Below are 15,864 nucleotides of genomic sequence, written 5' to 3' on the forward strand. Positions count from 1 at the left end.
GGTAATTATTATGCCTGATTATACTAAAAGACAATTAAAAGCATTAGATAGAATTGCTAAAAAAATTGCTGATGCTGAAAGCCACTTAACTAAGATTGAAGATAGTGAACCTGACAAGCGCCACCGCACTGCACAACATGAAACTATCAAGGACATCAAGTCTATTTTAAGACATGCTAAAAAAGTTTCTAAAGATAGCATTGAATTAGATGCTAAAGATGAATCTAAAGAAGCTCTCTATACAGAAGCTGAAGAAAAAGTAATCAACGATCTTAAAGCCGAATTTAAGCAATTAGATGAAGACCTTAGTCATTTATCAGATATCAGTGGCTCTGATATTAAACGCTATAGAGCTGAACACCACAGTTTAGATAAGGCTAAAAAGATTTTAAAGAAAGTCGATAAACTTTAAATTAACCAAAAATGTGCAAACAAAAAGATTATCCATGGTAAAGTGGATAATCTTTTTTAGTTATAAAAATGTAATGCTCCTAAAATTAATTTTTAGTGATTGATAATTCAGGAAATTCTTTCATTCTGAAAGCAACCGTCTTAATATTCATTAAATCATCTATTGAAATATTATGAGACATTGAGTTAGCCCCGTACGAACCTGTACCTAAAGTAAGTGATGGAGTCATACCATTAAATACTCCTCCAATACCACCTAATGCGGATGGAGTATTTACCAAGATACGACAAGCAGACATAGCTAATGCAAAAGCTTTAATTACATCATTATCCTCTGAGTGAATTCCTGCCGTATGGCCACGACCGCCATAATTTAAGAGGTCTGTACAGATCTTAAAGGCATCTTCACGATCTTTTGCCTTATATAAGGTAAATACTGGTGATAATTTCTCTGCTGACAATGGATAATCTCTTCCGACGCCATCATATTCAGCCACTAACACTTTAGTATTAGCAGGTACATCAATACCACAATATTTAGCAATTTCTACTGCGCTCTTACCTGCGATAGGACCGGCAACAGTCCCACGTTTAGGATCAATAAATGTTTTTTCAAATTGCTTTATTTCTTCTTTATTTAAGAAATAACAATTCCAAGACTTAAATTCATCCTTTACCTTATCATAGATATCTTTATCTACTACTACAGAGTTTTCAGATGCACAGATCATTCCATTATCGAAAGTCTTCGATAACATGATGTCATAGACCGCTTTTTCGATATCTGCGCTTTTTTCAATATAAGCTGGTCCATTTCCAGGGCCTACTCCCAAAGCTGGTTTACCAGAAGAATATGCGGCTTTAACCATGCCTGGACCACCAGTTGCTAAAATAGTTTGAATACCAGGGTTATTAATCAAGGCAGTTGTAGCTTCTAAACTTGGCTCTTCAATCCATTGAATACAATTCTCTGGTGCACCAGCTTTGATAGCAGCATCACGTAATATCTCAGCTGTTTTAACACAAGATTTTTGAGCTTGTGGGTGAAAACCAAAAATAATCGCATTACGAGTCTTCATAGCAATAAGTGATTTAAAAATAACTGTGGAAGTTGGATTAGTTACGGGAGTTACTCCAGCAATCACACCCTTTGGTTCGGCAATTTCTACTAAGCCATTTTTCTTATCTTCACTAACAATACCAACAGTTTTCTTATCTTTAATATCTTCCCAAATGGTTTCACTTGCAAAAGTATTCTTAATAACTTTATCTTCTACTTTACCTCTACCAGTTTCTTCAACAGCCATTTTTGCTAGAAGTTCTTTATTATCTAAAGCAGCCTTGACCATTGCTTCACAAATTTTATCAACCTTTTCCTGACTAAAACTTGCCATTTTATCAAGAGCAATATGAGCTTTGGCTACATAATTATCAATAACTTTTTCAACATTATCTTCTTTTGTTTGCACCATTTTGTGCCTCCTAAATTATAATGCTTGTGATTAGCTGATCAATATCAGTATACAGCTTAATTCCCTATTTTGTAAATATGATTGCTCAAATTTTCTCAAACTTATTATTGTAAATATAGTAGATTTAGCTATGAAAAAGAGTATATATCGGATATATTGCTTTATTTTTCACAAATAACTAATTATATTTAATTTTTGTAAATTCGCTTAATGCACCATATTTAATTATGGATCATTAAAATATTATGGTAGAATTTTAATAAGTCCAGAAAGGAGTTTTTTATGGCACATAAAAAGTCTTCTTCCGCTGAACAAGAAAAACAGACGATGAAAAGGTCACTCTCAAATACTCATATTCAATTGATTGCCCTTGGTGGAACAATTGGAACGGGATTATTTTTAGGAGTGGGAAATAGTATTCATCTAGCTGGTCCATCAGTAATTTTAATCTATGGACTAGTAGGATTATTTCTATTTATTTTAATGCGAGCTTTAGGAGAATTAATTCTTTCTGATCTGCATAAAAATACTTACATCGATTTCATAACTGAATATTTAGGAAAAAGCGTTGGTACCGTATCAGGCTATCTTTATTGGTTTAGCTGGTTAACTTTAGCAATGGCGGAAGTTACAGCCTTAGGAATATATTTTCAATTTTGGTGGCCTAAATTACCGACTTGGATCCCAGGAACCATTACTTTAGTAATACTATTAGTAATAAATTTAGTTTCAGCTAAAGTATTCGGAAATTTAGAATTTAGTTTTGCGATCATCAAAATAGTTACCATAATTGCCTTCGTTATCTTAATTCTGTATTTGATGTTAACAGGCAATAAAGGGCAATATGGCACAATTGGTTGGTCCAACCTAATAACTGATGGTGGTTTCTTTGCTCGTGGAGGAAAAGGCTTTTTGCGTGGCTTTCAGATGGTTATCTTTAGTTTTATTGGTGTAGAACTAGTAGGTTTAACCGCATCAGAAGCTCAAAATCCTAAAGCAACCATTCCTAAGGCAATTAATCAGCTACCTGTCAGAATTATTTTATTCTATATTTTTGCAATTATTGCGATTTTATTAGCAATTCCTTGGGACAAAGTTTCTACTACAAGCTCTCCTTTTGTTCAAGCCTTAGAAGGGACGGGTATTAAAGACGCAAGTGCAATTATTAACTTCGTAGTTATTAGTGCAGCTGTTTCCGCAACGAATAGTTTTATTTATAGTGCTGGCCGATTGTTATTCTCTATCAATTATGATGGTAAAAATAAATTATCTAAGTTTTTAGGTAAATTAAATAATCGCCAATTACCAGCTAATGGATTGATTGTTTCGACTCTTATTATGGGCCTTGCACCAATTTTAAACCTATTTTTAGGTGATAATGCATTTGAGTTTATTTCCTCGGTAGCTACAAGTATGTTTTTAATTATCTGGTCAATCATGATAATTACTCATATTACCTATAGAAAGAAAACACCCAACACATTACTTCCATCATATCGAATGCCACTTTTTCCATATCTCGATATAATAGATCTATTGTTCTTTATTGGAATGATAATTCTACTTTTATGGTTACCTACTTACAGAATATCGATGATCAGTGCACTAGCAGTATTTATTCTTTTATGTTTAATTATTAATCTTGTTAGGGAAGAAAAAGAAAAGAGTCAGTAATAAACTGACTCTTTTAATTTTTAGTTAATAAAATAAAAAAAGAGGAAGAACAAAATGTTCTTCCTCTTTTACTCTCACCACTTACTCCGGCTGTCAGACTCGAACTGACGACAGCCTGATTAACAGTCAGGTGCTCTACCAACTGAGCTAAGCCGGAATATTAAAAAAGAGCACGGCAACTTCCTATCCTCGCAGGCAGTTTCCCACCAACTACTTTCGGCGTGGAGAAGCTTAACTTCTGTGTTCGGCATGGGAACAGGTGTATCCTTCTCGCTTTCGCCACCGTACTCTTTTGAGCTTTTACACTCAAAACTAAATATAATCTCTCGCAAAAAACCGCTGAGCTCTTCTTGCTTGGTCAAGTGCTCGACTGATTAGTACTAGTCCGCTCCATACATCACTGTACTTCCACTCCTAGCCTATCTACCTCATCGTCTTTAAGGTGTCTTACTGCTTTCGCATCGGAAATCTCATCTTGAGGGGGGCTTCGCACTTAGATGCTTTCAGCGCTTATCCCTTCCATACATAGCTACCCAGCGGTGCCGAAGGCTCGACAACTGGTACACCAGCGGTATGTCCATCCCGGTCCTCTCGTACTAAGGACAGCTCCTCTCAAATTTCCTACGCCCACGACGGATAGGGACCGAACTGTCTCACGACGTTCTGAACCCAGCTCGCGTGCCGCTTTAATGGGCGAACAGCCCAACCCTTGGGACCGACTTCAGCCCCAGGATGCGACGAGCCGACATCGAGGTGCCAAACCTCCCCGTCGATGTGAACTCTTGGGGGAGATAAGCCTGTTATCCCCAGGGTAGCTTTTGTCCGTTGAGTGATGGCCTTTCCATTCAGTACCACCAGATCACTAAGCCCGACTTTCGTCCCTGTTCGAGTTGTAACTCTCACAGTCAAGCTCCCTTATACCTTTACACTCTGCGAATGATTTCCAACCATTCTGAGGGAACCTTTGGGCGCCTCCGTTACATTTTAGGAGGCGACCGCCCCAGTCAAACTGCCCACCTGACACTGTCCTCCAGAACGCTCAGCTCTGTGAGTTAGAGGATCCATCAAACAAGGGTAGTATCCCAACATTGCCTCCGATAAAACTAGCGTCCTATCTTCTCTGGCTCCTACCTATCCTGTACATGTTTAACAAATACTCAATATCAAGCTACAGTAAAGCTCCATGGGGTCTTTCCGTCCTGTCGCGGGTAACCCGCATCTTCACGGGTATTATAATTTCACCGAGTCTCTCGTTGAGACAGTGCCCAAATCATTACACCTTTCGTGCAGGTCGGAACTTACCCGACAAGGAATTTCGCTACCTTAGGACCGTTATAGTTACGGCCGCCGTTTACTGGGGCTTCAATTCAAACCTTCGCTTTCGCTAAGCTCTCCTCTTAACCTTCCAGCACCGGGCAGGTGTCAGCACCTATACGTCATCTTACGATTTTGCAGATACCTGTGTTTTTGATAAACAGTTGTTTGGGCCTCTTCACTGCGACTGATATTTTACTATCAGCACCCCTTCTCCCGAAGTTACGGGGTCATTTTGCCGAGTTCCTTAACGAGAGTTCTCTCGCTCACCTGAGGATACTCTCCTCGACTACCTGTGTCGGTTTGCGGTACGGGTAAAACTACTCTGGCTAGAAGCTTTTCTCGGCAGTGTGACATCATGACCTTCGCTACTTTTATTTCGCTCCGCATCACATCTTGTACTTTTAGAAGCAAGCATTTGACTCACTTCAATACTTAATGCTTACACATGGATTTCCAGCACCATGCGTCACTAGCCTACTGCGTCCCTCCATCGCTCATATCGATTAGTTTCAGTACAGGAATTTCTACCTGTTATCCATCGGCTACGCCTCTCGGCCTTACCTTAGGTCCCGACTTACCCTGGGCGGACGAGCCTGCCCCAGGAAACCTTAGTCTTTCGGCGGATAGGATTCTCACCTATCTTTCGCTACTCATACCGGCATTCTCACTTCTAAGCGCTCCATTTGTCCTCTCGATCAAACTTCGCCGCACTTAGAACGCTCTCCTACCACACATATATAAATATGCATCCACAGTTTCGGTACTATGCTTAGCCCCGGTACATTTTCGGCGCAGCGTCACTCGACTAGTGAGCTATTACGCACTCTTTAAATGGTGGCTGCTTCTAAGCCAACATCCTAGTTGTCTACGCAACTCCACATCCTTTTCCACTTAGCATAGATTTGGGGACCTTAACTGGTGATCTGGGCTGTTTCCCTTTCGACTACGGATCTTATCACTCGCAGTCTGACTCCCGTGCATTGATATATGGTATTCGAAGTTTATCTGGATTCAGTAACCCATGACGGGCCCCTAGTCCAAACAGCGCTCTACCTCCACTATCATTCACACGAGGCTAGCCCTAAAGCTATTTCGGAGAGAACCAGCTATCTCCAAGTTCGTTTGGAATTTCACCGCTACCCACAACTCATCCCCGCAATTTTTAACTTACGTGGGTTCGGTCCTCCAGCATGTTTTACCACGCCTTCAACCTGGTCATGGGTAGGTCACTTGGTTTCGGGTCTACGTCATGATACTCTCTCGCCCTCTTCAGACTCGCTTTCGCTCCGGCTCCGTCTTTTCTGACTTAACCTTGCACCATAACGTAACTCGCCGGTTCATTCTACAAAAGGCACGCCATCACACTTTAATGTGCTTTGACTATTTGTAGGCACATGGTTTCAGGTTCTCTTTCACTCCCCTTCCGGGGTTCTTTTCACCTTTCCCTCACGGTACTGGTTCACTATCGGTCACTAGTTAGTATTTAGCCTTGCGAGATGGTCCTCGCGGATTCAATCGGAATTTCTCGTGTTCCGACCTACTCAGGATCCTACTGGGTCTCTCTGAAATTTCGCCTACAGGGCTCTCACCTTCTCTGGCTTATTTTTCCAAATAATTCTGCTATCTCTTCGAGTACCGTGTCGTAGTCCTACAACCCCAACTGGCAAGCCAGCTGGTTTAGGCTCTTTCCGTTTCGCTCGCCGCTACTTGGGAAATCGATTTTTCTTTCTCTTCCTGCAGCTACTTAGATGTTTCAGTTCACTGCGTCTTCCTTCAATTACCTTAACAGTAATTGATAATACGTCTTCACGTATTGGGTTCCCCCATTCGGATATCTCCGGATCTCTGCGTACTTACCGCTCCCCGAAGCCTTTCGTGGTTAGTCACGTCCTTCATCGGCTTCTAGTGCCTAGGCATTCACCATGCGCCCTTTTCTACTTGACCTATTTCAAGTCTTCTTTTTGAGTTTTCTCTCTCTCGGTCGCTCTTGCAATCTGTTTTACGATTGTCTCGGTTTTTTGCTAGATTATATTCAGTTTTCAATGTACTAACTCTTTGAGGTATTACCCTCAAAACTAAACAAAGTTTCTCAAGTGTGCTTCCGTTTGGCTTTTCGATGACTTCTATTAGTGCTCTCACACTCTCCATCATCTTCGCCTTCCTTAGAAAGGAGGTGATCCAGCCGCAGGTTCTCCTACGGCTACCTTGTTACGACTTCACCCTAATCATCTGTCCTACCTTAGACGGCTGACTCCTATAAAGGTTATCTCACCGGCTTTGGGTGTTACAGACTCTCATGGTGTGACGGGCGGTGTGTACAAGGCCCGGGAACGTATTCACCGCGGCGTGCTGATCCGCGATTACTAGCGATTCCAGCTTCGTGCAGTCGAGTTGCAGACTGCAGTCCGAACTGAGAATAGTTTTCAGAGATCCGCTTGCCCTCACGGGTTTGCTTCTCGTTGTTCTATCCATTGTAGCACGTGTGTAGCCCAGGTCATAAGGGGCATGATGACTTGACGTCATCCCCACCTTCCTCCGGTTTGTCACCGGCAGTCTCATTAGAGTGCCCAACTTAATGATGGCAACTAATGACAAGGGTTGCGCTCGTTGCGGGACTTAACCCAACATCTCACGACACGAGCTGACGACAGCCATGCACCACCTGTCTCAGCGTCCCCGAAGGGAACTCCTAATCTCTTAGGATTGCACTGGATGTCAAGACCTGGTAAGGTTCTTCGCGTTGCTTCGAATTAAACCACATGCTCCACCGCTTGTGCGGGCCCCCGTCAATTCCTTTGAGTTTCAACCTTGCGGTCGTACTCCCCAGGCGGAGTGCTTAATGCGTTAGCTGCAGCACTGAGAGGCGGAAACCTCCCAACACTTAGCACTCATCGTTTACGGCATGGACTACCAGGGTATCTAATCCTGTTCGCTACCCATGCTTTCGAGCCTCAGCGTCAGTTGCAGACCAGAGAGCCGCCTTCGCCACTGGTGTTCTTCCATATATCTACGCATTCCACCGCTACACATGGAGTTCCACTCTCCTCTTCTGCACTCAAGTTTAACAGTTTCTGATGCAATTCTTCGGTTGAGCCGAAGGCTTTCACATCAGACTTATTAAACCGCCTGCGCTCGCTTTACGCCCAATAAATCCGGACAACGCTTGCCACCTACGTATTACCGCGGCTGCTGGCACGTAGTTAGCCGTGACTTTCTGGTTGATTACCGTCAAATAAAGGCCAGTTACTACCTCTATCATTCTTCACCAACAACAGAGCTTTACGAGCCGAAACCCTTCTTCACTCACGCGGCGTTGCTCCATCAGACTTTCGTCCATTGTGGAAGATTCCCTACTGCTGCCTCCCGTAGGAGTTTGGGCCGTGTCTCAGTCCCAATGTGGCCGATCAGTCTCTCAACTCGGCTATGCATCATTGCCTTGGTAAGCCGTTACCTTACCAACTAGCTAATGCACCGCAGGTCCATCCAAGAGTGATAGAAAACCCATCTTTCAAACTCTAGACATGCGTCTAAAGTTGTTATCCGGTATTAGCATCTGTTTCCAGGTGTTATCCCAGTCTCTTGGGCAGGTTACCCACGTGTTACTCACCCGTTCGCCGCTCGCTTGTATCTGGTTTCATTTGGTGCAAGCACCAAAATCATCCAGGCAAGCTCGCTCGACTTGCATGTATTAGGCACGCCGCCAGCGTTCGTCCTGAGCCAGGATCAAACTCTCATTTCCCATAAGAAATGAGCTTGAAATAGCTCATGATATTTTTTAATTTGTTATCACAAATTTATTGCTTGCGAATTGACTTCGCTTATTGATTGGGGTTAAAAACCCCGCACACTTTTCAGCGAAACTTTGTTCAGTTTTCAAGGTACTACCAGCTGACTAAGTCAGCTTATTAATTATAGCACACATAATTTATAAAAGCAAGAACTTTTTTAAATTATTTTTTCGAAAGAAGTAATAAAACTTGCAGTCGAATCAGTGCTTTATAATTGTAACAAAATTGTAATATATTTGTCAAGAACTTTTTTTAATTAATTCTTTTAATCACAATTTTATTGCTTCTCAAAAATGAAGCTTATTAAATATAGCATCATTTTTAACATTTGGCAAGCACTTTTTTGAAATATTTTTATTTTTTTGCTTACCTCTCGTTGAAGCATTTAATACTTTACATGCTTTTAGAATAAATGTCAACACTTTTTAGCATTTTTTTGCTTAGAGTGCTAGTTTTTCTTCCTAAGCCTTATCATACCGCTTTTTTACAATAAAAAACAGAGAGTTTCCACTCCCTGTCTACTTTATAATTTTTCAATTTCCTTCTTAATATTAGGTAAACTATCTAGTTCATCAATATCAACCTTATTTGAGATTGTATGGTCTTCTGATAAAATAACTAACTTGTTTATTGAGTCTTTAATTTGCAAGAAATTATGACTTGAGATGATAATTGTTTTCCCCGCCTCATTTAATTGACGAATAACACTTGTAACCAGTTTACTATATTTTGGTGATAATCCATTAAAAGGTTCATCAAATATGATTACATTTGGGTTCATTGATAACACACTAGCAATAGCAACTAGTTTCTGTTCTCCTCCTGATAAATGATATGGAATCCGATCTCTTAACTTATTTATTTTTAATAGGTCTAGACAATCTTCAGTTCTCTTTTTAACTTCTTCTTCATTCAGTCCTAAATTTCGTGGTCCAAAGGCAATTTCTTCGTATACACTTGTATTAAAAAGCTGAATTTCACTATTTTGAAAGACTAAACCAATTTGTTGATAAAGCTTTCCAATCTCTTGTTGATTTTTTAAAAAGTCCTTATCAATCTTTAAATCATTAAAACGATAACTCCCCTCTTCTAAAGCATAGATTCCCACCAAAATCTTTAAAAGAGTTGACTTCCCTGAACCATTAGGTCCCATTAAACCTACTGCTTCACCTTTATCTATTCTTAGATTTATATCAGTGATGCCATTTTCATGATTAGAAGTATAATAATAACTTCCATTTTTAATTTCTATCATTATTTCTTACCTCTAAATACTATACTGATAATAATTATAAAAATAAATACTCCGCTTTGTATGGCATCAATTTTATTAAATGTTAGAGCTGTCCTCTTTTTCTTAAATGAATGATACCCACGTAAAACCATAGCCTGATACTGCTCGGTTGTTCTATGTCGAGCGAACAAATAGAGCTGTCCAATGATAGTTCCTAATAATTTGGAGCTTACATTTTGTCCAAATGTTCTTAATCTTACACTATAGAGTATTTCTATTAAGTAATTCCCCAAAGTATAAACATACTTAATCGTTATATCAATAATCAGAATTAATGTTTGCGGAAAGTGTAACTGATCTAAAGCAACCACAAATTCTTGCCATGAAGTACATACTAAAAATATTGATAAATTTATTAATACTAAACCAATTCTTATCAAGAATAGCTCAATATTCTGATTATGGAACAAGATGCTTGGAACCAGTAAAAATAATGAAATAATAATCAGTTTCACTAGTTTCTTTATAATAGATAAGATGATATCACCAGGAAACATTACTAGTTGAATGCCAAATGTTATAAGTATAATCCACAGAACTATAAAATTGGTTTGCGTAAGAATAAGGTATGTATACGCAATTAATAGGACTAATCGTACCCATGGTGAACTCCCTATCTTCACAGGAGATTCAACTTTAGTGAAATAGTTCAAAATTTTTATAACATTTTTTATGTTAGCCAAAACATAATTCTTTTTACCAGCTGGAACCGGATTATTACTGTCATTTTTTAACCATTTTGGAATATTTTGCTTATTTTTTACGTCCATAGAATGTCGTCAAAACCTTACCGATGATGATAAATATAATAATTGCAGAAACTCCACTTAGAATATACCCTAGTGATACGGGGGTTCCTGGAATTGTATAGTCGCTAAAAGGTGAGGCATAGTTTAAACCGTGCGTCATTCCTTTTGGTAGGGTATTTGCTAAGTGCTGTTGCTTCAAATTCTCTAATAATTCGCTATTTGACCATTCACCAAACGCAGTTCCGTCAGCCAATAAACCAAGGGGAGTTAAGATGAGTAATACTATAATAAAATAGTAGAAATATTTCTTCAATTTATTTGTCTTTTTAGTATTACTTACTTCTACACTGGAACTACCATATAGTTCTTGTGGTGCCACCTGTTTAACAAACCTATAGACTACATACGTAAAAAAGGCTTCGATCCATCCGGCCACTGCCAAGTGCGCAACCATCATCGCTGGAACAGTCACTGATAATGGATAAGGATTATACAAGGGCTGATTATTAGCTGTATGTGCAATAAGAGGCTGAATTCCCAACTCTATTCCAGCAAACAATGCAGCTAGATTAATCCCAATATATGATCCACTTATTGCCCCCAAAGATGGATGACCATGTTTTCTCAAGAAGTTATAAATAAAATAGCCACTAAATGGCATTACGCAGGCCATATTAAAGATATTGGCTCCTAAAGCCAAAATACCTCCATCACCAAACAGAAATGCCTGCAAAATTAGTGCTACTGTGACCGATAGACACGCGGCCGCCGGTCCTACCAATATTGCCAATAACGTCCCACCTACAGCGTGAGCAGTTGTTCCCCCAGGAACTGGGACATTAAACATCATCATTAAAAAAGACAGTGATGATGTAATTCCCAACATTGGTGCAAGTTCCTTTTTTTCATTTAATTGCACTTTAACTTTCTTAATTGAAAGTCCTACCACCGGAGCGGCTAATGCAAACATTGTTCCACAAGTTGCCGGACTTAAATAATTATCTGGCATGTGCATAATAAATTTCTCACTTTCTAAACTTTTTCGACCACAGAAATTTCCTTTTTTGAAGTTAGATGTGTAAACAAAGATGCTGGAGATATTCCTTTATCTAAATCTCCTCTAATATAAAAGGATAAAATTCCATCATGATAGCCATTTAATGAGTATCTAGGTTTATTTCTAAAAAAATCTTTTCCTACACTATTAACTAAAGCTTCGATATCTTTTTCATTCATATCAGCTTTAATAAATAATGAAATCTTATTATCTCTTCTAATAGAGAGTGTATCGGTCTTTTCTCCTAAAACTTGAGTTACTAGGACAAAAATCGTTCCTACCACACCCATAACATATAAACCACTACCATAAGCCAAGCCTATAGCACCGGTAACCCAAATACCTGCAGCAGTTGATAAGCCACTAACACGATTATGTTTATTAATAATCACACCAGCACCTAAAAAACCAATACCACTTACTACTTGGGCTGCAATTCTGGATGGGTCAACTTCCCAGTTTAAATGAGTGATACGTAAAAGATCAAAGAATCCGTACTTAGAAATCAACATTACCAGTGCTGCACCAAGTGCAATTAAGGCATGAGTTCTTGTCCCAACCTCTTTTTGAGATCTGATACGTTCAAAACCGATTAAACCACCACAAAAAGCGGCTAATAATAGCCGCAAACTCCAATCTAATTCTTGATTCAAATGTATCCTCCAAATTGTATCCGTTACTTATAGACTTCTTTAATATTCTTGCCATAAATCACATACATACCAAAATACAAAGCAGCTAATCCAATAATCATAGTTGCTAAAATATATATGATTACTAGGACAGGATGTGTCGTAAATCCAATTAAATAAGTACTTTCAGCAAATTCAGAAAAGGTAGTTAATCCACCACAAAAACCTGTAGTTAGAAAGGGTAAAACATTAGTACCGATCTTCTTTTTTAGTCCCAATGCAGTAAAAATACCCATAATAAAACAACCTAAAATATTTACAGTAATAATAGCTGTAGGATCTTGGAAAGCTTTACCAATTGTATCAATACAATAATATCGAACTAAGGCACCAAGTGAACATCCTAAACCAATAATAATTAACTTAACTCCGTTTTTCATAAATCTCTTCCTTAATATAAATGACTTAATCCATAGTCCAACAAAAAACATTATTATACATGCAACTGCTGTACCACACCAGTAAAGCCAAGCGCGCCATTTAGCTGCATCTTTAAACATTTTAAAAGATTCACTTGTAAAAGTAGAAAACGTAGTTAATCCACCTGAAAAACCAATAGCAGCAATTAATTGTGTAATATTGGATACCTCATGACGTTGAGCAGCACCAATAATGATTCCTAAAAAGCAAGAACCAATTAAATTAGCCATTAATGTACCCCAACGAAAATGAACATCTTTTTGGTTTAATACACTTGATAATAGACTTCTTAATGAGCCACCAAAAAAGGCACCAACACCTACTGCAAGAGAATTAATTAGTATTTCCATTAATTATGTACCTCCAAATGGTCATTCTTTCTCAAATTGATTGGAGCTTCTTTCCAGATATTTTCGCGATAGTAATTGATAAATTTCCACATGACTCTGCGATTTTCATGAGCACTATCTCCCATTAATCTGAAAATTAATCCATTACTTTCTAAAAGAGAAATACCATAAATAGCATCGGTATCGATTGAATCCATATACTTACGCAATTCATCTATCAATTCTTCACTACTATTTTCATCAATAATAAGCACTGAATTAAATGTGTTTTTATCTTCGAAAAAGCCTAGTTCTCTCATTTTTTCAATTTCTGGATTGACTAATAGAAAATCATTATAAATTAATTTATCTTCTATTGATACTTCAGTTTTAATACCTACTTCGCGATATTGAAATGGTTTTTCGTCTGGTGACCAGCCTGAAGTCAATCCATCCGTTAAAATTAATCTAGCACCCTTCTTAAGATTAACCTTATTAGTCTGTCTATAATATGCATAGCGGTATGGAATCGTTTCATCTGCATAAAATTCCAAAGTACTATTTTTACCAACATTTATAATATCATCTTGAGTAGTGAGAATATTATTTTCACACTTATAGACATAATTAGGAGCTTGTGTGGTAAGAATGGCATGTGTATTATCATCTAAGGAAATATTTTGAAGATACTTTTCTCCTTCAACATAACCTCCCCCAGTGGTAATCAAAAAGTAATAAGGAATATCACCAGTAGTAGGAATATTGCCGGACAATCTGGAATTACCAGTATGGTAGGTGTCCTTAGCCACTGTTTTACCGTCTCGAGAAATAAAACTAAGTTTTACTTCTCCATCAAATTCTTCATTCACTTTATAAATCCTCTAATAAGCAGTCTTTCTGTATCCAATCAATAACTTTATCTAGACCTTCATCAGTCTTCAAATTGGTAAAGACAAACTTACCATCACCACGGAAGATTTCAGAATTTTTCTTCATTTTTTCAAGATCTGCCCCTACATATTTAGCAAGGTCAATCTTATTAATAATGAACAAATCAGACTTAATCATACCTTGACCTGCTTTACTTGGAATCTTTTCCCCTTCAGCACAGTCAATAATATAAATTGAAAAGTCAACTAATTCTGGACTAAAAGTAGCAGCTAAGTTATCACCACCACTTTCGACAAAAATAATATCTAAATCATTGTCAAAGCGCTTTTCTAGTTCATCAATAGCTGCCATATTCATTGAAGCATCTTCTCTAATGGCGGTATGAGGACAACCACCAGTTTCGACGCCAATGATACGGTCTTTATCCAAAACAGAATTATCTGCCATATATTCAGCATCCCATTTTGTGTAAATATCATTTGTAATAACTGCCATATTATATTTGTCATTTAAATGACGAGTTAATCTTTCAACTAATTGTGTCTTACCTGAACCTACAGGTCCACCAACACCAATTCTTAAAGCTCTTTTCATTGTTAGCCTTTCTAACTAGGACATAAATAACCTCGTTGGTTGTGCTTCATGATTAATTTGTGCCATTTCCAAACCTGGACTATTAGCACCCAAATATGAAACATCTAAGTTCTTTTCTTCTTTGAACAATTTTCCTAGTAATTTAATAATTTTATTTAAAACAAGTTGTCCTTCACGTTGACCTAAAGGTACTGCTCTTACGGCATTTTGTACTAATGTTGACGCAACACTATAACCATACATAAAGTAACTTTCAGTAATGGAAATATGCTTATAATGTGCAAGCATTGTAAATGCAATTGCTGGATTACCAAAAGCTTTCCCATCTTTAATATCATCTTGATATTTCTTCAAAAATGGAATCTTATCACCATAAAGTTTTTCAATTAAAATTATCATTTGATTGGCAATAAGTTTAGCCGCATTTCTTGTTTCTCTAGCTGCAGTAGATCTGGTTATGATATTATCCATCTTCAAGATTTCTTCATAATCGTCATTTTTTAACGCATGATAAGTTAAGAGGGTTAATAAACCCTCTCCATACTTAAACTGTGATAAATAATAATTTTTTAACCAAACTTCAAACTCAGCTGCACCATTTATTTTTTGATTCCGCAAATAGTTTTCCATTCCAAAAGAGTGATTAAACGTACCAATTGGGAAGGTCGAGTCACATATTTGCATTACCTCTAAATGATCAACGATTTTATCTATTTTTTTATTGTCCATTGCTTAAATCCACATATTTTAGAGGTTTATCAAACTTAATCTTTTCAATAGAGTAGTCAATGTTTTCTTTCTCCAGAGTATTTACGACTACTTTATCTAAGAGCAACGTAATTTCCCCATTCTTAACTTCAACGGGCTTGTGTAAATTACCTAGCAAGTGAGCAATTACACCCATTTGGTCGATATCTTTAGGTCTAATTACAATTGCTTCATCTGCAAGTACACTTAAGACTAAAAGGTGTTTATCACCTAGCAAAAATGCACTTCCATTTTCTAAGACATCATTTTTATTCTCTAATCTAATACCATATTCATTTCCATGGTCAGACTTTACTCTTAAAATTGATTTTAATAAATCATCACTTTTAACTACTGCAGTTTCAATGTGATATGAATCAATTTTAGGAATATCATCTACATTTCGATATATTTCAGTTAAAATCATTT

General features: G+C 37.8%; 11 protein-coding genes, 1 tRNA gene, 3 rRNA genes and 1 pseudogene. 2 read left to right on the forward strand and 14 right to left on the reverse strand.

Annotated elements, in window-relative coordinates:
- Window positions 1-10 precede the first annotated feature (10 nt).
- Window positions 11-412, forward strand: coding sequence for a hypothetical protein (locus tag FP432_RS04845; protein ID WP_265488196.1), 402 nt, complete (start codon window positions 11-13; stop codon window positions 410-412).
- A 91-nt stretch (window positions 413-503) separates the two neighbouring features.
- On the opposite strand, the pseudogene FP432_RS04850 reads toward FP432_RS04845, so the two are convergent.
- Window positions 504-1,883, reverse strand: a pseudogene (locus FP432_RS04850) (aldehyde dehydrogenase family protein); the annotation flags it as partial.
- A gap of 282 nt (window positions 1,884-2,165) precedes the next feature.
- On the opposite strand from FP432_RS04850, the gene FP432_RS04855 reads away from it, so the two are divergent.
- Window positions 2,166-3,557 carry an amino acid permease gene (locus tag FP432_RS04855; protein WP_265488197.1) on the forward strand — a complete coding sequence of 464 codons (1,392 nt, stop codon included), beginning with the start codon at window positions 2,166-2,168 and terminating at the stop codon, window positions 3,555-3,557.
- 84 nt (window positions 3,558-3,641) lie between these two features.
- Here the strand turns inward: FP432_RS04855 and FP432_RS04860 are convergent.
- The 13 genes from FP432_RS04860 to FP432_RS04920 all read right to left on the reverse strand — a co-directional run bounded on the left by FP432_RS04860 (window position 3,642) and on the right by FP432_RS04920 (window position 15,862).
- A tRNA-Asn gene (locus FP432_RS04860) sits at window positions 3,642-3,714 on the reverse strand.
- 13 nt (window positions 3,715-3,727) lie between these two features.
- Window positions 3,728-3,844, reverse strand: a 5S ribosomal RNA gene (rrf, locus tag FP432_RS04865).
- Between the two features lie 67 nt (window positions 3,845-3,911).
- Window positions 3,912-6,818 (reverse strand): 23S ribosomal RNA (locus FP432_RS04870).
- Between the two features lie 222 nt (window positions 6,819-7,040).
- A 16S ribosomal RNA gene (locus tag FP432_RS04875) occupies window positions 7,041-8,613 on the reverse strand.
- Together the 16S, 23S and 5S rRNA genes with 1 tRNA gene alongside form the textbook arrangement of a ribosomal RNA operon.
- A 572-nt stretch (window positions 8,614-9,185) precedes the next feature.
- The gene (locus tag FP432_RS04880) at window positions 9,186-9,917 is read right to left on the reverse strand and encodes an energy-coupling factor ABC transporter ATP-binding protein (RefSeq protein WP_265488199.1); all 732 of its coding nucleotides are present in this window, start codon (window positions 9,915-9,917) and stop codon (window positions 9,186-9,188) included.
- Entirely contained in the window at window positions 9,917-10,726 is an 810-nt protein-coding gene (locus tag FP432_RS04885) for an energy-coupling factor transporter transmembrane component T (protein WP_265488200.1), read from the reverse strand. Before FP432_RS04885 ends, FP432_RS04880 begins: the two co-directional genes overlap by 1 nt.
- Window positions 10,710-11,720: a cobalt transporter CbiM gene (gene cbiM / locus FP432_RS04890; protein WP_265488201.1), complete on the reverse strand. Its 1,011-nt coding sequence runs from the start codon at window positions 11,718-11,720 to the stop codon at window positions 10,710-10,712. The genes FP432_RS04885 and cbiM overlap by 17 nt, the downstream gene beginning before the upstream one ends.
- Window positions 11,721-11,737: 17 nt before the next feature.
- Window positions 11,738-12,415 (reverse strand): MgtC/SapB family protein, encoded by a 678-nt coding sequence (locus FP432_RS04895; RefSeq protein WP_265488202.1) that lies wholly within the window; start codon window positions 12,413-12,415, stop codon window positions 11,738-11,740.
- Between the two features lie 23 nt (window positions 12,416-12,438).
- On the reverse strand, window positions 12,439-13,224 hold the full coding sequence (locus FP432_RS04900) for a CrcB family protein (RefSeq protein ID WP_265488203.1): 786 nt from the start codon (window positions 13,222-13,224) through the stop codon (window positions 12,439-12,441).
- A complete protein-coding gene (locus FP432_RS04905; RefSeq protein ID WP_265488204.1) occupies window positions 13,224-14,072 on the reverse strand; it encodes an urease accessory protein UreD in 849 nt (282 codons plus the stop codon). The genes FP432_RS04900 and FP432_RS04905 overlap by 1 nt, the downstream gene beginning before the upstream one ends.
- Window position 14,073: 1 nt before the next feature.
- Window positions 14,074-14,688, reverse strand: coding sequence for an urease accessory protein UreG (ureG, locus tag FP432_RS04910; RefSeq protein ID WP_265488205.1), 615 nt, complete (start codon window positions 14,686-14,688; stop codon window positions 14,074-14,076).
- Window positions 14,689-14,703: 15 nt separating this feature from the next.
- Window positions 14,704-15,417, reverse strand: a complete 714-nt coding sequence (locus tag FP432_RS04915; protein WP_265488206.1) for an urease accessory protein UreF — start codon at window positions 15,415-15,417, stop codon at window positions 14,704-14,706.
- Window positions 15,407-15,862 (reverse strand): urease accessory protein UreE, encoded by a 456-nt coding sequence (locus FP432_RS04920; protein ID WP_265488207.1) that lies wholly within the window; start codon window positions 15,860-15,862, stop codon window positions 15,407-15,409. The genes FP432_RS04915 and FP432_RS04920 overlap by 11 nt, the downstream gene beginning before the upstream one ends.
- Between the last annotated feature and the right edge of the window lie 2 nt (window positions 15,863-15,864).

Origin of the sequence: Lactobacillus sp. PV034 (assembly GCF_014522305.1) — a bacterium.
GTDB lineage: Bacteria > Bacillota > Bacilli > Lactobacillales > Lactobacillaceae > Lactobacillus.

Coding starts and splice junctions, on each gene's coding strand:
- FP432_RS04845 (WP_265488196.1), top strand. CDS start 11: ATGCCTGATTATACTAAAAGACAATTAAAAGCATTAGATAGAATTGCT.
- FP432_RS04855 (WP_265488197.1), top strand. CDS start 2,166: ATGGCACATAAAAAGTCTTCTTCCGCTGAACAAGAAAAACAGACGATG.
- FP432_RS04880 (WP_265488199.1), bottom strand. CDS start 9,917: ATGATAGAAATTAAAAATGGAAGTTATTATTATACTTCTAATCATGAA.
- FP432_RS04885 (WP_265488200.1), bottom strand. CDS start 10,726: ATGGACGTAAAAAATAAGCAAAATATTCCAAAATGGTTAAAAAATGAC.
- cbiM (WP_265488201.1), bottom strand. CDS start 11,720: ATGCACATGCCAGATAATTATTTAAGTCCGGCAACTTGTGGAACAATG.
- FP432_RS04900 (WP_265488203.1), bottom strand. CDS start 13,224: ATGGAAATACTAATTAATTCTCTTGCAGTAGGTGTTGGTGCCTTTTTT.
- ureG (WP_265488205.1), bottom strand. CDS start 14,688: ATGAAAAGAGCTTTAAGAATTGGTGTTGGTGGACCTGTAGGTTCAGGT.
- FP432_RS04915 (WP_265488206.1), bottom strand. CDS start 15,417: ATGGACAATAAAAAAATAGATAAAATCGTTGATCATTTAGAGGTAATG.
- FP432_RS04920 (WP_265488207.1), bottom strand. CDS start 15,862: ATGATTTTAACTGAAATATATCGAAATGTAGATGATATTCCTAAAATT.